Annotated in this window: 19 protein-coding genes and 1 tRNA gene; 14 read left to right on the top strand and 6 right to left on the bottom strand. The window is 63.5% G+C overall.

Translation table 11 applies throughout. From position 1 onward, the window contains the following. Positions 1-53: 53 nt before the first annotated feature. Positions 54-917, bottom strand: coding sequence for a carboxylating nicotinate-nucleotide diphosphorylase (gene nadC, locus WFQ05_RS12690; RefSeq protein ID WP_337054121.1), 864 nt, complete (start codon positions 915-917; stop codon positions 54-56). Next, complete coding sequence (locus WFQ05_RS12685; protein WP_130519888.1) at positions 914-1,180, bottom strand: Trm112 family protein; 267 nt, start codon at positions 1,178-1,180, stop codon at positions 914-916. Before WFQ05_RS12685 ends, nadC begins: the two co-directional genes overlap by 4 nt. A gap of 58 nt (positions 1,181-1,238) precedes the next feature. Here WFQ05_RS12685 and purE point away from each other — a divergent pair, with 58 nt between their 5' ends. Together purE and WFQ05_RS12675 are read left to right on the top strand one after the other, a co-directional pair. Further along, the gene (gene purE, locus WFQ05_RS12680; protein ID WP_337054120.1) at positions 1,239-1,742 is read left to right on the top strand and encodes a 5-(carboxyamino)imidazole ribonucleotide mutase; all 504 of its coding nucleotides are present in this window, start codon (positions 1,239-1,241) and stop codon (positions 1,740-1,742) included. Between the two features lie 34 nt (positions 1,743-1,776). Continuing rightward, positions 1,777-2,922, top strand: coding sequence for a 5-(carboxyamino)imidazole ribonucleotide synthase (locus WFQ05_RS12675; RefSeq protein WP_337054119.1), 1,146 nt, complete (start codon positions 1,777-1,779; stop codon positions 2,920-2,922). A 91-nt stretch (positions 2,923-3,013) separates the two neighbouring features. On the opposite strand, the gene WFQ05_RS12670 is transcribed toward WFQ05_RS12675, so the two are convergent. Then, positions 3,014-3,592 carry a Fe-Mn family superoxide dismutase gene (locus WFQ05_RS12670; RefSeq protein ID WP_130519894.1) on the bottom strand — a complete coding sequence of 193 codons (579 nt, stop codon included), beginning with the start codon at positions 3,590-3,592 and terminating at the stop codon, positions 3,014-3,016. Positions 3,593-3,750: 158 nt separating this feature from the next. Between WFQ05_RS12670 and grxD the strand changes: the two genes are divergently transcribed. The 12 genes from grxD to WFQ05_RS12610 all read left to right on the top strand — a co-directional run bounded on the left by grxD (position 3,751) and on the right by WFQ05_RS12610 (position 19,291). Then, entirely contained in the window at positions 3,751-4,071 is a 321-nt protein-coding gene (gene grxD, locus WFQ05_RS12665) for a Grx4 family monothiol glutaredoxin (protein ID WP_130519896.1), read from the top strand. Beyond that, complete coding sequence (locus WFQ05_RS12660; protein WP_337054118.1) at positions 4,068-4,814, top strand: SDR family NAD(P)-dependent oxidoreductase; 747 nt, start codon at positions 4,068-4,070, stop codon at positions 4,812-4,814. The genes grxD and WFQ05_RS12660 overlap by 4 nt, the downstream gene beginning before the upstream one ends. Further along, a complete protein-coding gene (locus tag WFQ05_RS12655) occupies positions 4,811-5,410 on the top strand; it encodes a MarC family protein (protein ID WP_130519900.1) in 600 nt (199 codons plus the stop codon). Before WFQ05_RS12660 ends, WFQ05_RS12655 begins: the two co-directional genes overlap by 4 nt. A 384-nt stretch (positions 5,411-5,794) precedes the next feature. Continuing rightward, the gene (locus WFQ05_RS12650; protein ID WP_130529069.1) at positions 5,795-9,070 is read left to right on the top strand and encodes a TonB-dependent receptor; all 3,276 of its coding nucleotides are present in this window, start codon (positions 5,795-5,797) and stop codon (positions 9,068-9,070) included. A gap of 141 nt (positions 9,071-9,211) precedes the next feature. Beyond that, entirely contained in the window at positions 9,212-10,594 is a 1,383-nt protein-coding gene (gene ppnN / locus WFQ05_RS12645; protein ID WP_130529070.1) for a nucleotide 5'-monophosphate nucleosidase PpnN, read from the top strand. Between the two features lie 159 nt (positions 10,595-10,753). Then, entirely contained in the window at positions 10,754-11,269 is a 516-nt protein-coding gene (locus WFQ05_RS12640; protein ID WP_337054117.1) for a GspH/FimT family pseudopilin, read from the top strand. Continuing rightward, positions 11,266-11,757 (top strand): type IV pilus modification protein PilV, encoded by a 492-nt coding sequence (gene pilV, locus WFQ05_RS12635; RefSeq protein ID WP_130519910.1) that lies wholly within the window; start codon positions 11,266-11,268, stop codon positions 11,755-11,757. Before WFQ05_RS12640 ends, pilV begins: the two co-directional genes overlap by 4 nt. Next, positions 11,754-13,061: a PilW family protein gene (locus WFQ05_RS12630; protein ID WP_130529074.1), complete on the top strand. Its 1,308-nt coding sequence runs from the start codon at positions 11,754-11,756 to the stop codon at positions 13,059-13,061. Before pilV ends, WFQ05_RS12630 begins: the two co-directional genes overlap by 4 nt. A 5-nt stretch (positions 13,062-13,066) precedes the next feature. Further along, positions 13,067-13,546 (top strand): PilX N-terminal domain-containing pilus assembly protein, encoded by a 480-nt coding sequence (locus tag WFQ05_RS12625; protein WP_130529076.1) that lies wholly within the window; start codon positions 13,067-13,069, stop codon positions 13,544-13,546. Then, positions 13,543-18,741 (top strand): PilC/PilY family type IV pilus protein, encoded by a 5,199-nt coding sequence (locus WFQ05_RS12620; RefSeq protein WP_337054116.1) that lies wholly within the window; start codon positions 13,543-13,545, stop codon positions 18,739-18,741. Before WFQ05_RS12625 ends, WFQ05_RS12620 begins: the two co-directional genes overlap by 4 nt. 26 nt (positions 18,742-18,767) lie before the next feature. Continuing rightward, positions 18,768-19,163: a type IV pilin protein gene (locus WFQ05_RS12615; protein WP_337054115.1), complete on the top strand. Its 396-nt coding sequence runs from the start codon at positions 18,768-18,770 to the stop codon at positions 19,161-19,163. A 51-nt stretch (positions 19,164-19,214) separates the two neighbouring features. After that, positions 19,215-19,291: transfer RNA gene (locus tag WFQ05_RS12610), tRNA-Asn, on the top strand. Between the two features lie 85 nt (positions 19,292-19,376). Here the strand turns inward: WFQ05_RS12610 and WFQ05_RS12605 are convergent. From WFQ05_RS12605 to WFQ05_RS12595, 3 genes are all read right to left on the bottom strand, one after another. Beyond that, entirely contained in the window at positions 19,377-19,841 is a 465-nt protein-coding gene (locus WFQ05_RS12605; protein ID WP_337054114.1) for a hypothetical protein, read from the bottom strand. 178 nt (positions 19,842-20,019) lie between these two features. After that, a complete protein-coding gene (locus WFQ05_RS12600; protein ID WP_337054113.1) occupies positions 20,020-20,217 on the bottom strand; it encodes a hypothetical protein in 198 nt (65 codons plus the stop codon). Between the two features lie 92 nt (positions 20,218-20,309). After that, positions 20,310-21,098 (bottom strand): DNA adenine methylase, encoded by a 789-nt coding sequence (locus WFQ05_RS12595; protein ID WP_337054112.1) that lies wholly within the window; start codon positions 21,096-21,098, stop codon positions 20,310-20,312. Positions 21,099-21,109 lie beyond the last annotated feature (11 nt).

Raw genomic sequence — 21,109 nt, 5'->3', positions numbered from 1 at the left:
CACTACGTACGCTGGCAGAGTCACAGGCCAGGACGCGTGAAACCCCACGCCGATCAAGCGCTGTGCGGCGGCGGGCCCAGCTTCAGCGACAGGTCCACGGCGTGCACATGCTTGGTCAGCGCGCCGATGGAGATGCAGTCCACGCCGTCCTGCGCCACGGCGCGCACGGTGTCCAGGTCGACCATGCCGGAAACCTCCAGCGGCACGCGGCCGGCGGCGATGCGCACCGCTTCGCGGCGCTGCTCGGGGCTGAAGTCGTCGAGCATGATTCGGGTGCAGGGCTGTTCCAGCGCCTGGCGCAGCTCGTCCAGCGACTCGACCTCGACCACCAGCGGCAGCTGCGGGTACAGGGCGCGGGCCGCGCGCATGGCCGCGGCGATGCCGCCGGCGGCGCGCACATGGTTTTCCTTGAGCATCACCATGTCGAACAGGCCGATGCGGTGGTTGTCGCCGCCGCCGCAGCGCACGGCGTACTTCTGCGCCAGGCGCAGGCCCGGCACGGTCTTGCGCGTGTCCAGGATGCGCGCGCCGGTCCCGCGCACGGCCTCGACGAAGGCCGCGGTGACCGTGGCCGTGCCGCTCAGGGTCTGCAGGAAGTTGAGCGAGGTGCGCTCGGCGCTGACCAGCGTGCGCGCGCGCCCGCGCAGGGTGGCCAGCACGGTGCCGGCGGCCACGCGCTGGCCCTCGGCCACGCGCCAGTCGATGGAGACCTGCGGATCGAGCTGGCGATGGCAGGCGTCGAACCACGGCCGCCCGCAGATCACCGCCTCCTGCTTGCACAGCAGATAGGCGACATCGTCGGTGTCCGGCAGCAGCGCGGCGGTGACATCGCCCGTGCCGAGGTCCTCGGCCAGGGCGCGGCGCACATCGTCCAAGACCACCGCCTCGGGCGGCGGCAGCGGCGCGGCGGCGCTCACGCCGGGAAGTCGGCGACCTGGACGGTGGCGATGCCTTCCTCGGGCAGCAGGACCGGGATGCCGTCCTCGACGCGGTAGACGGTCTTGCGGTCGCGGGTGACCAGGGCTTCCTTGAGCGGTTCGGCCTGGGCGCTGCCGTCCACGCGCTTGAGCGCGCCGGCCGCGATGGCGCGGTTCAGCGCCTCCACGCCGCGGGCCTCGAGCGGGCCCAGCGGTTGGCGCGAGACGGGGCAGCACAGCAGGTCGAGCAGTTTGCGGTCCATGGAAGGTCCGTTGGCGAACAAGATCGCTAGAATATCGTTTTGTCGCAGGGCAGGGCCAATGACCGACGATCTGGCAGCGCCGCGCGTGGGCATCGTGATGGGCTCGCGTTCGGATTGGGAGACCATGCAGCACGCCGCGCAGAAGCTCGATGCGCTGGGCGTGGCCTACGAGGTGAAGGTCGTCTCGGCCCACCGCACGCCCGACGTGCTGTTCTCCTATGCCGAGCAGGCCGCCGCGCGCGGACTGCGCGCGATCATCGCCGGCGCCGGCGGCGCGGCGCACCTGCCCGGCATGCTGGCGTCCAAGACCGCGGTGCCGGTCCTGGGCGTGCCGGTGCAGTCCAAGGCCCTGAACGGCATGGATTCGCTGCTGTCCATCGTGCAGATGCCGGCCGGCATCCCGGTGGCGACCTTCGCCATCGGCCACGCCGGCGCGGCCAACGCGGCGCTGTTCGCCGCGGCGATGCTGGCGCCGGAGGCGCCGGCGGTGGCGCAGGCGCTGGACGCCTTCCGGGCCAAGCAGACCCAGGACGTCATGGACCAGGACGATCCGCGGCGATGAGCACGGTCGGCATTCTTCCGCAGCGGGGGCGCGCATGACGACGGTGGGGATCCTGGGGGGCGGGCAGCTGGCCCGCATGCTCGCGCTGGCGGGCGTGCCGCTCGGGCTGAAGTTCCTCGTCCTGGACCCGTCGGCCGAGTCCTGCGCCGGGCAGTGCGCGCCGCTGCAGGTGGGCGCGTTCGACGACGAGGCGGCGCTGGCGCAGTTCGCGTCCAGGGTCGATGTGGTGACCTTCGATTTCGAGAACGTGCCGGCCGCCAGCGCGCAGTGGCTGGCCGAGCGGGTGCCGGTGTATCCCAATCCGCAGGCGCTGGGCGTGGCCCAGGACCGGCTGTCGGAGAAGACGCTGTTCGGCGAGCTGGGCATCCCGGTGCCGGCGTTCGCGGCGGTCGACTCGCGCGAGGGGCTGGACGCGGCGCTGGCGCGGATCGGCACGCCCTGCATCCTCAAGACGCGGCGCTTCGGCTACGACGGCAAGGGCCAGTTCCGGATCAAGTCGCCGGCCGACGCGCAGGCCGCGTGGGACGCGCTGGGCGCGCAGGCCGGCACCGTCGGGCTGATCGTGGAAGGCTTCGTCGCCTTCGACCGAGAGGTGTCGGTGGTGGCCGTGCGCGGCCGCGATGGTGCGTTCAAGGCCTTCCCGCTGACCCAGAACTGGCATGTCGACGGCGTGCTGTCGGCCAGCCTGGCGCCGGCGCAGGCCAGCCAGGCCCTGCAGGGGCAGGCGGTCGACTATGCGCGGCGCGTGGCCGAGCGCCTGGATTACGTCGGGGTGTTCGCGCTGGAGCTGTTCTGCCAGGGCGAGACGCTGCTGGCCAATGAAATGGCCCCGCGCGTGCACAACTCCGGGCACTGGACCATCGAAGGCGCGGAGGTCTCGCAGTTCGAGGCACACCTGCGTGCGGTGCTGGGCCTGCCGCTGGGCGAACCGGCCATGCGCGGGCACGCCTGCATGCTCAACTGGCTGGGGCAGATGCCCGACGCCACCGGCGTGCTCGATCAGCCCGGAGGGCACTGGCACGACTACGGCAAGTCGCCGCGCGAGGGCCGCAAGGTCGGCCACGCCACGCTGCGTGCCGATACCGCACAGGCCCTGTCCGTCGCCCTGGCCGCCGCGGGTGAGGCGCTGTCGCGCCAGGCCCAGGTGCAGCCGGTGCTGGAGCGCCTGGCGCGCAGCTGAGCGGATCGCCTCCGGCGTCCCGATTGCCGCTGGGCGCGCCCATGAAAAAGGCCGGGGAATCCCCGGCCTTTTTCGTACAGCCAGCGAAGGATCAGGCCAGATTCTTGGCCACGAAGTCCCAGTTGACCAGCGACCAGAACGACTCGACGTACTTCGGACGCGCGTTGCGATAGTCGATGTAGTAGGCGTGCTCCCACACATCGATGGTCAGCAGCGGGGTGTCCTCGCCGGTCAGCGGCGTGGCGGCGTTGGAGGTGCTTACCAGGCCGACGCTGCCGTCCTTCTTCTGCACCAGCCAGCCCCAGCCCGAGCCGAAGGTGCCGATGGCGGTCTTGGTGAACTCTTCCTTGAACTTCTCGAAGTCGCCGAAGGCCGCGTTGATCAGCTCGGCCAGCTTGCCGCTCGGCGCGCCGCCGCCGTTGGGCGACAGGCAGTTCCAGTAGAAGGTGTGGTTCCACACCTGCGCGGCGTTGTTGAACACGCCGCCCTGGGACTTCTTGATGATGCTCTCCAGCGGCTGGTCGGCGAACTCGGTGCCCTCGATCAGCTTGTTGAGGTTGTCCACATAGGCCTTGTGATGCTTGCCGTAGTGGAAATCGATGGTCTCGCCGGAGATGTGCGGTTCCAGTGCGGTGCGGTCGTAGGGCAGGGCGGGGAGCTCGATGGCCATGGCGGTTCCTCTTGACTTGGCGTGTCTGGCAGATGCCGGGGGCGGGGGCGCAGGGCTTACAATTGCGTCCGACCAGCGGCGATGGAAAGCGCCGCGCAGTTTACTCGACGAGGGTGCGCATGCCGTCAAGGGCGTGCGGCAACGCAGGAGAACGCAACATGCCGGTGCTGGAACGTATCCAGGCGGAGCTGGACCGCCACCCCATGGTGCTCTTCATGAAGGGCACCCCGGAGTACCCGATGTGCGGCTTCTCCAGCCGCGCGGTCCAGGCCCTGCTGTCGGCCGGCGCGGTGGACCTGCGCGCGATCAACGTGCTGGAAGAGCCGGAGATCCGCGCCAACCTGCCGCGCTTTTCCAACTGGCCGACGTTCCCGCAGTTGTTCATCCATGGCGAGCTGATCGGCGGCTGCGACATCACCCTGGAACTGCACGAGTCCGGCGAACTGGAACGCATCGTCGCCGAGGCCATGCCGCGGTGAGTCTGCTGCAGGTGCCCGTGCGCCCCGTGCAGTCCCTGGCCGGGCGTGTGGTGCTGATCAGCGGGGCGCACGGCGGCCTGGGCGAGGCCAGTGCCCGCGCCTGCGCGCAGGCCGGTGCCACCCTGGTGCTCCTGGGCCGCCGGCCGGCCAAGCTCGCCCGCATCTATGACGCCTGCGCCCAGCTCGGCCCCGAGCCGCTGCTCTATCCGCTGGACCTGGAAGGCGCCGCACCGGATGACTACGCCGAACTGGCCCAGCGCATCGAGGCCAACCTCGGCCGCCTCGACGGGGTGCTGCACTGCGCGGCCGAGTTCCGCGGCCTGACCCCGCTGGAGCACACCGACCCGGCCGCCTTCGCGCGCGCCATCCATGTCAACCTCACCGCGGCGTGGTGGCTGAGCCAGGCCTGCCTGCCGCTGCTGCGTCGTGCGGCGGACAGCGCGCTGGTGTTCACCCTGGACAATCCGCGCCGCGTCGGCCACGCCTACTGGGGCGGCTACGGCGTGGCCCAGCACGGGCTGGCCGCGCTGGTGCAGATGCTGCACGCCGAGCTGGCCAGCACCCCGGTGCGGGTCAGCGCGCTGCAGCCCGGGCCGATGCGCACCATGCTGCGCGCCCGCGCCTACGCCGAGGACACCGATCCGGCGCTGGCCGATGCCGACCAGTACGCCGCACACTGCGTGACCCTGCTTTCTCCAGAAGGCGCCGAGCGGCGCGGCCTGGTCTGGAATCCCCTGGCATGACCATCCTGTCCGCAGCGCTGCTGCTGTTCCTGATCCTCGACCCGCTGGGCAATATCCCGGTGTTCCTGTCGGTGCTGCGGCCGCTCCCGCCGCAGCGCCAGCGCATCGTGCTGATCCGCGAGCTGCTGATCGCGCTGGTCGTGCTGATGGGGTTCCTGTGGGGCGGCAAGTACTTCCTGGAACTCATGCATCTGCGCCAGGAGTCGGTGCAGATCGCCGGCGGCATCGTGCTGTTCCTGATCGGCATCCGCATGATCTTCCCGCGGCCCGAAGGCCTGATGGGCGAGATCCCCGGCGGCGAGCCCTTCATCGTGCCGCTGGCCATCCCGCTGGTGGCCGGCCCCTCCGGCATGGCCGCGGTGATGCTGATGGGCAGCAACGAGCCCGAGCGCCTGCTCGGCTGGAGCCTGGCCCTGGGGCTGGCCTGGCTGGCGACGGCGGTGATCCTGTTCTCGGCCACGCTGGTCTACAAGTGGCTGGGCATGCGCGCGCTGACCGCGATCGAGCGGCTGATGGGCATGCTGCTGGTGGCCATCTCCGTGCAGATGCTGCTCGACGGGATCGGCACCTATCTCGGCGCGCTTCGCGGCGGTTGAGACCTGAGGGGGCGTCTGATTGGACGCCAGCCCGTGTCCGTATTTCATGCTCCGCCCCGAGTCCGGGCCGTAGGCGTTTATTCGCCCAAAGATGTCATTTAAGTGACGGCGACCGGCAGGCGCAGTCGCACAAATACCATTTAAGCCATTGATTGGAAGGGGATTCTCCCCCCGCTTTCGCGCGAATGCCGCAGCGCGCAAAAGTCGTCACGATCCGGTCACATCGCGCCTTTACCGTGTTAACCTGTCGTTAACGCGCGGCTGCCGTGCCTGCCGCGTGTTCCAGGGGCCACATCCTAAGCAAGTCCATGAGAGCCATGCCACACAGCATGGCCGGCCGGCACGATTTTTCTTCTGACCGCCACAAAACTTCGAGGCAGCGCAATGACACATCATCGTATCCGGACTTCCAAACTTGCCCTTGGCCTCCTGGCCGCGCTGGCCGCTGCGCCGGCCATGGCGCAGACCACGTCCGCCGGCGTCGGCGGCCAGGTCGTCGGTTCCGGCGGTGCGCCGGTCGCCGGCGCCGAGGTGACCATCACCCACGTGGAATCCGGAACGGTCAGCCACGCCACCACCGATGCCGCCGGTCGCTACACCGCGCGCGGCCTGCGCGTGGGTGGCCCGTACACCATCACCATCACCAAGCCCGGCGAAGGCACCAAGACCGAAGACGGCGTCTACCTGGATCTCAACAAGATCAACACCGTCGACGCGGCCCTGACCGGCGACGTGACCAACCTGGGCTCGGTGCAGGCCATCGGCTACAGCGGCGGCTCGGACGTGTTCAGCGCCACCAAGATGGGCTCGGGCACCAGCGTCAACCAGCAGACCATCCAGGCGCTGCCCTCGATCAACGGCAACATCCAGGACTACATGCGCCTGGATCCGCGCGTGGCCTTCGTCGACCGCGCCTCGGGCACGATCTCGGCCGGCGGCCAGAATCCGCGCTACAACTCGATCAACATCGACGGCGTCTCGGCCAGCGACACCTTCGGCCTGGAAGGCAACAACATGACCACCCGGCGCCAGCCGGTGTCGATGGAGGCCATCGAGGCCATCGACGTCAACCTGTCCAACTACGACGTCAGCATCGCCGCGGCCGCCGGTGCGACCGTCAATGCGGTGACCAAGTCCGGTACCAACGAGTTCCATGGTTCGGTCTACGGCTACATGCGCGATGGCGACTGGTTCGGCGACAACCCGGACGGCACCAAGTTCAACGGCTTCACCAAGGAGAAGACCTACGGCGCGACCTTCGGCGGCCCGATCGTCAAGGACAAGCTGTTCTTCTTCGCCAACTACGAGAAGTTCCAGCAGGACGCGCCCGGCGGCGACCTGTCCGGCAGCGCGCTGGGCAAGGCCGGCCACGTCATCACCAACGCCGACGTGGCGCTGGCGCAGAGCATCGCGCAGAACGTCTACGGGTTCGATGCGGGCCAGCTGGCCAGCAACGGCAACACCGATCTGGAAGAGTACGCACTGAAGCTGGACTGGAACATCAGCGACGCGCATCGCGCCAGCTTCCGCTACAGCAAGCTGGACCAGAGCAAGCTGCGCATCAACGGCATCAGCAGCACCGGTGTGTCGCTGAGCACCTACTGGTACCAGCACAACAAGACCGTGGAGAGCTACACCGGCCAGCTGTTCAGCGACTGGAGCGACAACTTCTCCACCGAGTTCAAGGCCTCCTACCGCGACTACACCGCCGAGCGCGTGGTGCCGAGCAACCTGCCGAGCATCCAGATCTTCTTCGGCGACGCCACTTCCACCACCAACGGCACCCGGGTCAGCGGCGACTCGCTGTATTTCGGCACCGAGGTCAACTCGCAGGGCAACTACCTGCGCACCAAGACCTGGAACTACACCGGCTCGGGCACCTGGACGCTTGGCGACCACGACCTGAAGTTCGGCGCGGACTACGCCACCAACGACATCTACAACCTGTACAGCGCGCAGGCCTGGGGTGTGTACACCTTCTGGGCCGGCGCCGCGGATGCCAACGGCAACCATGCGCTGACCAATTTCCAGAACGGCCGCTGGGCCACCTACAACCATCGCACCGAGTATTCGCCGGGCTCGTTCGCCGCCGACTACAAGAACAGCAACCTGGGCCTGTTCATCCAGGACACCTGGTACGTCAGCCCCAACCTGACCCTGACGCTGGGCGTGCGCGGCGATCGGCCGGACGTCAGCCCGGAGCCGCGTTACAACGCGCTGGCCGATCAGGTGTTCGGCTATGACAACAGCCAGGTGTTCAGCGGTGACTTCCTGGTGCAGCCGCGCTTTGGTTTCAACTACACCTTCAACTCCGAGCGCCCGATGCAGGTGCGCGGTGGCGTGGGCCTGTTCCAGGGCGACGCGCCCCAGGTGTGGATCGGCAACAGCTACGCCAACAACGGCTATAACTACGCGCAGCTGCAGGCGACCGCATACGATCCGACGCTGCGCTTCTCGCCCGACGGCAACAACCAGCCGGGCTCGGGCAGCTGTAACCCGTATCCGAGCTCCCGGACCGGCTGCCAGATGAGCGTCAACTTCACGCAGAAGGACTTCGAGCTGCCGTCGATCTGGAAGGCCAACCTGGCGTTCGACCACGAGCTGCCGTGGTACGGCGTGGTCGCGTCGGCCGAGCTGATCATGACCGACGTCAAGAATGCGCTCTACTACCGCCGCCTCAACCTGGGTCCGGGCTTCACCGGCCCCGATGGCCGCTCGCTGTACTGGAACCCGACCAAGCGCGGCGCCGCCTATGCGACGTCCGACAACCAGTACGGCCGCGACACCCGCTTCGGCGATGTGTACCTGATCGACAACACCAGCAAGGGCAAGAGCCAGCAGTTCACCGCTTCGCTGACCAAGCCGTGGAGCCCGGGCAGCGACTGGTCCTGGACCTTGGGCTATACCTACACCCATGCGACCGAGGTCGGTCCGCTGACCAGCTCGACCGCCAGCTCCGGCTACACCTACCAGTACAGCTTCAATTCCGGCGAGGACATCTCGCAGACCTCGCGTTACGAGATCAAGGATCGCATTTCCGGATCGCTGAACTGGAAGCACAAGTTCTTCGGTGACTACGACACCAGCGTGGGTCTGGTCTACGAAGGCCGCAGCGGACGTCCGTACAGCTACGTCTTCGTCGGTGACGCCAACGGCGACAGCCGGACCTATAACGACCTGTTCTACGTGCCCAAGGGCACCGGTGACGTGTACTTCGGCAAGTTCAACGCCAACGGTACGGTCGCGGTGGATTCGGCGATGGAGAAGCGGTTCTACGACTGGCTCGCCACGAAGCCGGAACTGGCGGCATACAAGGGCAGCTACGCCCCGGCCAATGCGTTCCGTACCGGCTTCATCAATACCTTTGATCTGCGTTTGAGCCAGCAGATCCCGGGCTTCTTCAAGGGCAACAAGGCCGAGGTCTGGGTGGACATCCAGAACGTTGGCAATCTGCTGAACAAGAAGTGGGGCAACATCTACGATTACGGCTTCTACGCCGATGCCTCGGTCGCCTCGCTGGTGGGGATCAGTCGGGACGGCAAGTACGTGTACAACTTCACCGGTGCCAGCTCGCCGACCGTTGCCAACTCCGACGCCGACGGCTTCAATGTCGGTGTGTCCCAGTGGTCGCTGCAGGTGGGCCTGCGCTACGAGTTCTGATCCATCGAATTCGAAGCGATACGTAACGGAAAGCGGCCGGGGCAACCCGGCCGTTTTCCTGTGCGCGGCCATGACATATGCGCCATCGGCCGGCTGCGCTACAGTCCCGGGACAAGACAGACGAACAAGCAGGAACATGCAATGAGTGAAGTGGAAACCCGGGCGCTGCCGGTCGTGAGCACCCGCATTTACCCGCGCGGCGGGCTGGATATCCTGTCGCGCACCGAAGTGGCGCGCCTGCGCGACGCCTCGGCCGGCGGCATGCACGAGCTGCTGCGCCGCTGCGCGCTGGCGGTACTGACCAGCGGCAGCGCCTCCGACGACCCGCGCGCCGCGCGCGATCTCTACCCCGACTTCGACATCCAGGTACTGCAACGCGACCGCGGTGTTCGTATCGAACTGCTCAACGCACCGGCGATGGCCTTCGTCGATGGCGAGATCATCCGCGGCGTGGCCGAGCTGCTGTTCGCCGTGGTGCGCGACTTGGCCTACATGGCCATCGAACTGGGCGAGGAATACGCGAGCGCCCTGGAGACCTCGGCCGGCATCACCGATGCGGTGTTCGGGCAGCTGCGCAACGCGCGCATCATCAAGCCGCAGGAGCCCAACCTGGTGGTGTGCTGGGGCGGCCACTCGATCTCGCGCGAGGAATACCTCTACACCAAGGAAGTGGGCTACGAGCTGGGCCTGCGCGGCATGGACATCTGCACCGGCTGCGGCCCTGGCGCGATGAAGGGCCCGATGAAGGGGGCCACCATCGCCCACGCCAAGCAGCGCCAGAAGCAGGTGCGCTACATCGGCGTGACCGAGCCGGGGATCATCGCCGCCGAGTCGCCCAATCCGATCGTCAACCACCTGGTGATCATGCCGGACATCGAGAAGCGCCTCGAGGCCTTCGTCCGCATCGGCCACGGCATCATCGTCTTCCCCGGCGGCGTCGGCACCGCCGAGGAGATCCTGTATCTGCTGGGCATTCTGCTGCGCGAAGAGAATGCGCACCTGCCGTTCCCGCTGGTGCTGACCGGTCCGGTGGTGGCCGCGCCTTACTTCGAGCAGATCGACACCTTCATCCGGCTGACGCTGGGCGAGGCCGCCGCTTCGCGCTACCAGATCATCATCGGTGACCCGGTCGCCGTGGCGCAGGCGATGAAGGCCGGCATCGCCAAGGTGCGCGAGCACCGCAAGGAGGCGCGCGATGCGTATTACTTCAACTGGTCGATCGATATCCCGCTGGCCTTCCAGCAGCCGTTCGCGCCCACCCATGAGGCCATGGCCCAGCTGGACCTGCACCATGGGCGCGCACCGCATGCCATCGCCGCCGACCTGCGCCGCGCCTTCTCGGGCATCGTCGCCGGCAACGTCAAGGAGGACGGCATGCGGCGAATCGAGGAATTCGGGCCCTTCGAGATCCACGGCGACCCGCAGATCATGGCCGCGCTGGATGACCTGCTGCAGGCTTTCGTCGCCCAGCGCCGCATGAAGATCGCCGGCGACTACAAGCCCTGCTATCGGGTCGTGACCTGAGGATTGCGCACCTGTCGGACCTTGGGCCGTGCGCGAAACGTGCCCTAGGACACCGTCCGCATCGTTCGTCTCCCTGAACCGACCGCCCATCGTGCCACGCTGGGCGGGCGGCGGCGGCTTCCGTAACCTTCATCTGCCGAAAAGGGGATGGGACCGGGAATGGGCCGACGCTCGCAAACGAGGGGCTTCACGCTGCTGGAGCTGATGGTGACGGTTACCGTGCTGGGAATCCTGGCGGCGATCGCGTTTCCGAGCTTCCAGAACAGTATCCGCTCCAGCCGAGTTTCAACGACGACTAGCCAGTTCACCGCGGCGATTGCGATGGCGCGCAGCGAAGCGATCAAGAACACTTTGGCTGCAGGTGTCTGCCCGAGTGCCAACGGGACTGCCTGTGGCAACGATTGGAGCGCCGGCTGGCTTGTCTGGGGCGACCTCAATCGCAACGGCTTGCTGGACGTAAGTGAGACGGTGATCAATTACTACGCGGGTTCCCCCGCGATCTCCGTAACAGTTGGGATCAATCCCTTGCGCTTTGACGCGCGCGGCGTTCCCGTCACCGCCGCCGGAGACATGACGATCGCCTCTAATCCTTGTCAGAGCGGGAAGACGTTGAGGAGCACCATCACGATGACCGGTACAGGACAGGTGCGTACGCAGAAAGGGGCTTGTCCATGAGCAGGCGGCATTCGCCCTGCGGCGCGGCGGGCTCCGGGCAGCAGGGCTTCACGCTGATCGAAGTGATGATCGCCGTGTTGGTGCTGGGTGTGGGCCTGTTGGGCTTCGCCATGTTGCAGACGATGAATGTTCGCTACACCAAGAGCGCCCAGGATCGGACTGTCGCCACGATGCTGGCCTATCAGCTGATCGACATGATGCGGACCCAGCGCTCTCAGGCGTCGTATTACAACGGCGTCACGGCATCGAGTTTTTCAGGTGTCGATGGGACAGGCAATGCCTGCTCATGGATAGGTGGTTCGGCTACGCCCGCAGAGAACATCGCGCGCTGGAAATGCGAATTGCGAAGGGCATTTCCCGATGGCACAGCCCAAGTCGAGCTGCAGCCCAATGGGACGGTGACAGTCACGATCGATTGGAGCGATAGCTTCTGGGAGGCTGACCCAGACAATCAGAAGACGACGTTTCAGGTTACGAGCCGCATATGAAATCTACCCATGCTCCAGGTGGCAGTGGTCAGCGGGGTTTGTCCCTGATCGAACTTATGATTGCGGTGACGATCGGTCTGATCCTTATTGCAGGTGTCATCCAGATCTTCAGCGCCTCACGCGCGGCTTATCAGTTGTCTCAGGGCATCGCCCGCAGTCAGGAAAATGCGCGCTTCTCGATGGACTTCCTCCAACGCGATATACGCATGGCGGGACACGCCGGTTGTGTCAATGATCAGTCCCTGCTCTCCACGGATTCCACCGGCAAGATCACCGGCGGCAATATCCGGCTCCTGTTCGCAAATGCGGCTCAGCGCGAGGCAGGCGACCTGTCGTCGTTGCCGACCCCTTTGCGGTTTGACGTTTCCATTCAAGGTTACGAAGCTAACGGGACGGCGCCTGGCGATACGCGCACTATCGCGACAACGCCCGCCGTTGGGAGTGCGGGGGATTGGAGTCCCGCGCTGCCCGCGGAGTTGATCACTAATTTGGATCCCAAGCCCATCGCTGGCAGCGACATCATCGTGCTGCGTTACATGTCGCCGATACAGGCGACACTCAGTTCCATGGTGGTTTCAACCACTGGCGCATCGACCATTGGATATCCGACCGAAGCGGCCACGACGAGCAGCAAGGTGGCTACAGGCACCGGCAACACCGGTCTGTATGCCATCGGCAACTGTGGCGCAACCTCTGTTTTCCAGGGGTCGGCGGTTAGTAATACCGGTATGTCCGTGGCCATCAGCGGCTTAAACAAGAGCGCGCTTGGCTACACGGTATCGAGCGCTAACGCCAACGTCGCGGAAACCTATTCCTACGCCCCGAATCAGACATGGTTGTACAGGGCGGAGACCATGGCGTACTACGTGGCACTCAATCCAAGCAATCCTCAGGTGCCCGCGCTCTACAGGGTGCGCTGGACGCAATCGGCAAGCGGAGTGCCCGGGCAGATTTCCGAAGAAATGGTTGAGGGCGTGGAGAGTATGCAACTACTCTACGGGGAGGACTCTGCTTCGGCCACCGCAACAACGGCGACCGGGTTCATCAACAAGACCGCAACTGCAGCGACTATCGGCGATCCGTTACCGAATAGCAGCGCTGGTGCGGCCAGCGCCTTACGCTGGCGGCGCGTGGGGAGTGTGCAACTCGGGCTATTGATTCGCGGGACTGGTGATCGAGCCACAGCGGAACAGAACCCCAGCCTGAGGGTTCTCGATGTCGGTATCACAGCCCCTACTGACGGGAACTATCGCTACACGTACGAGACAAGCATTGCGCTGCGCAACCGCTTGTTCGGGAATTGAAGATCATGAAGCGTCCGCCTGCTCGTGCAACGTCCTCCCCGCCTGGTCGACAGTCAGGCGCGGTGCTCTATGTGGCGATGATCATGCTGATCCTGCTGGCCATTCTCGGGATCGTTGGTATGCAGGTGTCGACGATGCAGGAGCGCATGACCAGCAACTTCATGGCCACCAATCTGGCCTTTCAGAATGCTGAGGCTCAGATCAGTGGCCGCGAGGCTGCGATCGTCAGCGGCATCGCTTACGACTACGAAAACTGCGCCTCGGCCTTCGATCCGGCCGCTTGGGCCAACAATATCGCCAGCACTGTCGGTAGCGATATCCGTACTACCAACATCAGCATATGCACGGCGCAATGCAGCGCGAAGGCCGGCGCGGATCGCGAGTTATGCAACATGTACCGCACCACGGCTTTCAGCCGTGACCAAGCATCCGCTGCCGATTCCACTGCGGCTGCCGCCATCGACACCATCTTTATCAAGCCGTGAGCCGACAAACTATGAACATCCGGCGAGCTCTTTCCGTGGTTGTCCTTGCGCTTGTAGCCGCTGCGGTGGCTCGAGCGGCCATTACTTGGCTCGCGCCTTCGCTTTTGTCGATCGCTCAAGCTCCGCTGTTCACTCGCAGCGCGATCCCCCCGCTGAACATGTTGGTGATGGGCAAGGATCACAAGATCTACTTCTCGGCCTACAACGACACGTCCGATCTGGATGGCGATGGCATCATCGATGTCGGTTACCGCGGTTGGGTGCTTAAGGCCGGAACAATTAACGAAGGCGAATCCAAGTACAAGATCGACTACTACGGCTACTTCAACTCATACGTTTGCTACGACTGGGACGGCTCCAAGTTTGTTCCCAGAACTGCGACTGCTGACAAGACCTGCAATGGAAGCACGTGGAGCGGTGATTTCCTCAACTATCTGACCACCTCGCGGCTGGATGCGCTGCGCAAGGTGCTTTACGGGGGCAATCGCCGTGTCGATGACCCGAACCAGACCGTGCTGGAGGGTTCGTTTTTTCCACAGGATGGACATAGCTGGGGCAAGGAATATCAGAGTCAGGCACGCGATGGCTACGATATCGCCAAATACGCGCCGCTGCGTGCTCCTTCCAGCGGCAGATATCACCTGTTCGCGATCACCACGCTGCAGGATTATGCGAACAGCAATTACGTAGGCCCCTATCTGCGTGTGCTGCAGAATACGCCGACGCGTGTGTTCAACTGGTTGTCGATCGAGGCACCTGTGGCGGGCAACAAGTGCTTTAACGCCAGCAATCAGCGCGTGGACTGCGTCACTAATGGCACCGCCGATCCTTTCCCCGGCCATCCGGCTAATGCCAGCGGCTTCGACCAGCTCGAAGCGAACTACGCGGCATATCAGTTTGGGAGTGGCTCAATCTCGACTATCAACTGCACGAGCAACTGCAATCTATACAGCTCCCAGCAGGACAACTTTCTCGCGGTCATGACCGGAACATTCCAGGCCTCTGCTGGCTCTGGCACCGAAGATTACCAGTTCGCCGTGGACGGGGATGACGCGGTCGACGTCCAGATCTTCAGTGGTAATACGAGGATCGGCTCGGCAGGGTGGTACGGTGGCCATGGTGCCTGTGGATCTACGGATGCGGCGTGTCAGGGCCGATATGCCACCTCCGTTATGTCACTGAGAAGAGGGGCCAGTTACGGTGTCAAATTCAGAATGGAAGATGCGACCGGAAGCGAGGTCTACATCTTGCGCTATCGTTCTAGGACCTCAAGCAGCACGGCATGGAGCGAGTGGACAATCGTGCCGCCTTCAGACGGAACCTCTCCTGGATGGTCGGGCAGCATCAACCTGAGTACCTACAACCTGACGCCGTCACGCAACCCCGCAACGCGTCAAGATTATCATGTTCGTGTGCAGGTCTGCCCCGCAAACGAGGCTCTTCGCGACACCACTTGCAAGCAGTACCCCAATGGCAGCTACAAGCCCACTGGCATCCTCCATGATTATGGCGAAGGTGATCGGATGTACTTCGGTCTGATCACCGGCTCGCAGCCCAATAATATTGAAGGCGGCGTTCTGAGGCGCAACGTCACCAGTTTTTCCAGCGAAATAGACTCGCAGACAGGCCAGTTCCTGACCAATGTCGACGGCATTGCACGTACTATCAGCAAGTTGCGCATGATCGGCGGAGCCTATGGCAGCGGCGTCACCGACAATACGGATTCGGACGTCTCGTTCAATTGGGGAAATGGGAACGGCAATTGCGGCGGTTCGCCGAATCCGATCAGTAACGGCAATTGTCGGATGTGGGGTAATCCGATTGCCGAAATGCTCTACGAGTCGATGCGCTACTTCGCTGGCGCAGGGGCGCCTACACCGCGTTTTGTGGCCAATACGAGCGCAAACGGTGCCGCCGAAGAAAGGGCTATGGGATTGTCTACCGAGACCTGGCGCGATCCGTACGGCGCGAATGGCTTCCCGTTCTGCGCCAAGCCGTTCCAGACCATCATTAGCGATATCAATCCCAGCTACGACGGTGACTTGCCAGGCAGTGCTTTTTCCGGAGCGCTGACCAGCACCGGAACCACGCCTTCCGGCGTTGCTCAGTTCTCGGCTAGTGTAGAAGGCGACAGAATCTGGAGTCAGGAGTACGGTGGTCCTCGAAGCGTATTCATCGGTGACGTCAATGGCACAACCGATGGTGCGCCCACGCCGAAGACCGCATCGAGCTTCGGCAATATTCGCGGCTTGTCTCCAGAAGAGCCGACCAAGAACGGAACCTATTATGCCGGCAGTGTGGCACGCTTTGCTCACCTTAATGATCTGAATGGTGCGACCGGCGCCCAGAAGTTGAGCACTTATTCAATCGCGCTAGCTTCGCCATTGCCAAAATTCCAGTTCGGTAACATCACCATCTTGCCGTTTGGCAAGACAGTAAGTGGTACCTTCGGCGGCAACGAGCGCAAGCCAACAAATACTATCGTGGCGTTGTATATCGACCAGCTCGTCAATATGACCAGCGTTGAGGACAGGAATACAAACGGCGGCCGTCCTTACGCGTCTTTCCGTATTAGCTACGAGGACGTTGAACAAGGCAACGACTTCGACATGGACGCCATCGTGCGCTATGTAGTCGCGGAAAATGCAAATGGAACAGTGACCATCTCGCTTACATCCGAGTATGCGGCCGGCAGCGCTAACCAAAACCTTGGCTACGTGATATCCGGCACAACCAAGGATGGGGTGTATCTCGAGGTCCGTGACGCCGATAGTGCGGTGGCGAACTCGGTGTACTCCCTCAACACGCCGACTGGTGTCGATGCTGGCGGATGCGCGGCCTCTGGTGCCCTCAATACGGCCCCCTGTAGCAATGGACTTGGCTTGAGTGCGACCCGCACCTTCACGCCGTCGACGACCTCGCCAGCGATCCGTCTGCAGGATCCGTTGTGGTACGCCGCGAAGTACGGCGGTTTCGATGACTCCAATAACGATGGCGTGCCTCAGACTTCGGAGTGGGACGCAAACGGCGACGGCGTGCCAGATAATTACTTCCTTGTAACCAATCCACTTAACCTGCGTAAGCAGCTAGGCAATGCCTTCGACAAGATCGAGAGCTCCTCTGGTAGCAGCGGTTCAGTCGCGGTGGCAGGAGCGCAGGTAACGGCGGGGTCGTTTGCGGTATTCCCAAGCTACAGTAGTGCGAACAACGGCACCGACTGGACGGGCGATGTGGCGGCTTACCGAATAGAGTCGAATGGTTTGCGAGGTACTCTGCTCTGGAGTGCGGCGGCGCAGCTGCCGACTACAACCGCTGGCGCCGCCGCTCGCAAGATCCTCACATCGACTGGGCCGGTCGGACCTGCAACCGTCCGTGCCACTACGGTTAGAGATTTCACGGCGGCTAACCTTGGTTCCAGCCGGGCGCAGGTGCTTGCCCGGCTGGGATACCCCAATGAAAGCGACTTCAATAACGACTTCGGTGCAAACATGTCTGCCGATTCGCTGGTGTCGTTTCTCCGAGGCGACCGGACCCTGCAAGGTGGGATCAAGAACTCAACGCCATATCGCGCGCGCAGCAGTGTGATGGGCGACGTCATTAATTCCAATCCGGTGATCGCGACAAAACTCGCCAACTATGGGTGGTCTGCGTCCAGCGGCCTCGGCACGCTGGCGACGTCGTACACCGCCTACGTCAATAGCAAATCGTCCAGAAGAGAGATTACTTTCGTCGGCGCAAACGACGGGATGCTGCACGCGTTTGGTGACAACGGCGCGGAAATTTCGGCTTACATACCGAACGCCTTACTTGGGCGCGATCGTGCCACAGGTCTGGGCTATCTGGCACGGCCCGATTACACGCACCGCTACTACATGGATGGGAAGCTGACCTTGGCGGACATGCCCATCAGCAACACGTGGCAGACCGTATTGGCGGCGGGTATCGGTGCAGGGCAAAAGGGCGCGTTTGGTCTCAATGTGACCCGACTCACCGCCGCAACTCCTACGCCACTTGGCCCCAGCGATGTGTTATGGGAAGTGAACGATCTTACCGACGGCGGTGACCGCGACATCGGCAACGTGCTCGGCCAACCTGTCATAGTGCCGTTGCAGAACAAACAGTGGGTCGCATTGTTTGGCAACGGATACAACAGCATCAATGGCGATCCGGTGCTTTATGTTGTGGACATGGCCACAGGCGAAGTGCTCAATCGGATCAAGCCAACTGGCTGGAAAAACCTGCTGACCGACTGGCTGGCACAGTTCAGCGGCAACGTTGCGAGTCCGATGAACGGCTTGGGGAATATCGTGGTTGCCGACAGCAATGGCGATGGCTTGGTCGACATGGCGTACGGTGGTGATCTCCAGGGCAACGTATGGAAGTTCGATCTTAGCGGCGCGACCCAGGGTTCTTGGAGTGTCGGAGCCACGCCTCTTTTTACTGCTAAGGATCCCGATGGCAATCGGCAGCCCATCACGGGTGGACTTGAGCTGTCGGTGGGTCCCAACGGCGGTTACATGGTGTACTTCGGAACGGGGCGTTACTTCGCCAATGGCGATAGCAGTACCAAGGACCTCCAAACGGTCTACGGCATCTGGGATAAGCTTGACGGCACCACAGTAACAGGCCGCAATAGTCTGGCTCAGCAGACGATTCTGTCAGACGATGCTACGACGCCGCCTACCAGATCAGTTTCCACAAATGGTGTCAACTATCTAAACCAGCGCGGGTGGTATATGGATCTTGCGCTTAAGGACAATGGCGGGAACTATATCAAAGCAGGGGAGCGCATGATCGGTAATCCCAGGATCCAAAGCGGCAGGATCTATTTCCCTACCTATATTCCGGGTGTGGGAGCTGATTGCGTGCCAGGTGGCGTCAATTGGCTCTATGGCCTCAATCCGTTGTCTGGAGCGGCATCCCTCGGGCAGATCGTTGTGCCGCCAAGCACGACTGCGGTTGGCGACGGTAATACAGGTGGAGTCTCTTCTGGTAGTGGGGCGCCCAGTCAGGGCGTCGGGATCACACAGCCTACCCCGGGACTTCCGACTTACTGTGATCCTGCTGACAGTACCTGTAATCCTGTTGCGCCTGCCAATGCCTGCAGTGAAGTGGTTCAAGATCCCATAAATCCATCACAGTCACTCTCAATACAACGCACGTGCGGGCGGCAGTCCTGGAGGCAGTTGCGATGATTAAGCGGGATTGCGCTGGATTCACCTTGGCCGAATTGATGATCGTGGTCGCGATCGTTGCCATCCTTGCGGCGATTGCCTATCCGAGCTACCAAGAGCAGGTGCGGAAATCGCGCCGCGCCCAGGCCAAGGCGGACCTTGTCGAACTGGTGCAGCTTGCCGAGCGTTACCGGACGGTGCATGGCGCCTACACTGGCTTCTCGCCTGGGAGCATGACGCCATCCTTCACTCAGAGTCCGCGGACGGGTACGGCTTATTACACCTTGACTACGGCGGTTGGCTCGGCTACTACGTTCACAATCACTGCGGCGCCGAACACCACAGGCGGCCAGAACAAGGATCGTTGCGGCACGCTGACCATCAATCAGGCCAACGTGAAGACAGAGTCAGGTGCGGCAACTTACGCGCAGTGCTGGCAATGAAAACGGCAGGCTTGCGTTACTGCAGCAGCTTCCCCTAGAATTTGCGCCCCCGCCCGAATAGCTCAGCCGGTTAGAGCACTTGACTGTTAATCAGGGGGTCGTTGGTTCGAGTCCAACTTCGGGCGCCAAAAGATTCAAGCACTTAGGGCCGCGCAAGCGGCCCTTTTTGCTGCCGGGCGTAAAATTGGACGTAAAATCAGCTGCCCCAAGGCCTCAGTCCGGCACAGGCCCGGGAGTCCTCTTCCCAGGCAAGACCTCGTCATGCGCCAGCGCCACTTCGCGGTCTCGCCCCAGCCGCTCCAGGACCTCCCGTAGGCCCACTTCCGTCGTGTATCCCTTGAGCAAGATCGCGTCGTAGCCTGGCTTTCCGGGAGCGACCTCGGGAAGCAGATCCAGCGCCCGCCTCATGACCGCGTAGCGCAACGTGCGGGCCTCACCCTCGTAGTACTCGATGAACGCGTCCTCAAGCGAGGACCGGCGGTCCCGGGTGGCATGCACGGGACCGGCCATGTCCCACGGCTTTGGGTCAATCCTGTCGCTGGCGACGCCGAGCAGGTAGGCGATGTCTCGGCGGCCTACCGCCTCACCTTTCATCAGCTGGCCACTGCGCGCCCGCATGAGCTCGGCCAATTCCCGAAGCGGCAGGTCGACGTAAGGATTTCGTGGCGTCTTGTCCATGCGCGGACCCTACGCCGGCAAAGTCTCAGCCCCTGTGACGAATCAGGCGGGTGGCGTCACGCGCAGGAAAGCGATCGCACCCTCGAACTGGCATGCGCGGCGATCGAGCACGGTGTCAACCCGATCGAGTAGCACCCTCTTGCCTGGGCCGGGGGTCTTGCTTAAGGCGGCTCGGGGATCATACCCCGAGTCGATCTGCAGCTTCAGCAAAGCCAACCCAGCGCCCGCTGCCGTCGATCCCTCGCTCCGCCAAGACGCGGCGGGCGATTACGACCGCGTCCGCATCACCGTGGTGGAGGGCCAGAAGGAAGCGGGTATCCAAGGCTTCGAACTGCTCGGCTAGGTCGCGGGTGATGCTCTGGCTGGGGTGACTCATGGCTGATCCGGTGTGGTTGTGGTGGCCACAGTGACGCTCTGGTGGCCGCGCACAGCAAGCGCTGCGGCGACCGCTGGACAGCGTTCTGACAGCTACAGCAGTGTGGCCTGGCTGTCATCCCAGCTCTTGATGATGAGCTCACCTGCAGCGGCGTCCCGCTCGCGGCCTATGGTGTAGCGAATCTGGAGGGGAATGATCGTCATACCCTCGAAGAGTTCGCGGATCTGCGGATGGTCGTTGATCGAGAGGACCGCACGACCCTGCAGGTTGCGCATCATCGAAGCCAGCTGCTCGTACTCGGACCAGGGGAATTCGACACCGTAGCCTTCGGTTTGCCAGTAGGGCGGATCCAAGTAGAACAGCGTGCCGGGGCGGTCGTAGCGCTTGAGGCAGTCGTGCCAGGGCAGATGCTCGACGATGACGTTGGCCAGGCGAATGTGGGCCGCGCTCAACTCCTCTTCGATACGCAGCAGATTGAGCCGCGGGCCGCTGCCTGAGGCGACATAGCCGAAGCTCTGGCCAGCCACCTTGCCGCCGAAGGCGAGCTTTTGCAGGTAGTAGAAGCGGGCCGCACGCTGGATATCCGTAAGGGTCTCTGGGTGCTGCAGTTGCGCCCACTCAAACATCTTGCGGCTTACCAGTGCCCAGCGGAACTGGCGCACGAACTCGTCGAGGTGGTGCTGTACACAGCGATACAGGCGCACCAGGTCGCCGTTGATGTCGTTCAGTACTTCGACCGGTGCCGGCACCGGTCGCATCAAGAGGGCCGCGGCGCCGCCGGCGAATGCCTCGACGTAGCACTCGTGGGCAGGGAAGTGAGGATAGAGGTGGCGAATCAGCCGGCGCTTGCCGCCTGGCCAGGGGATGATCGGTTTGAGCATGGTCTCAGCTT

This window comes from Pseudoxanthomonas sp. USHLN014 (assembly GCF_037153335.1).
GTDB lineage: Bacteria > Pseudomonadota > Gammaproteobacteria > Xanthomonadales > Xanthomonadaceae > Pseudoxanthomonas_A > Pseudoxanthomonas_A winnipegensis.
The sequence above is the reverse complement of the archived record's forward strand: the minus strand, read 5'-3'. Positions and strand labels throughout refer to the sequence as shown.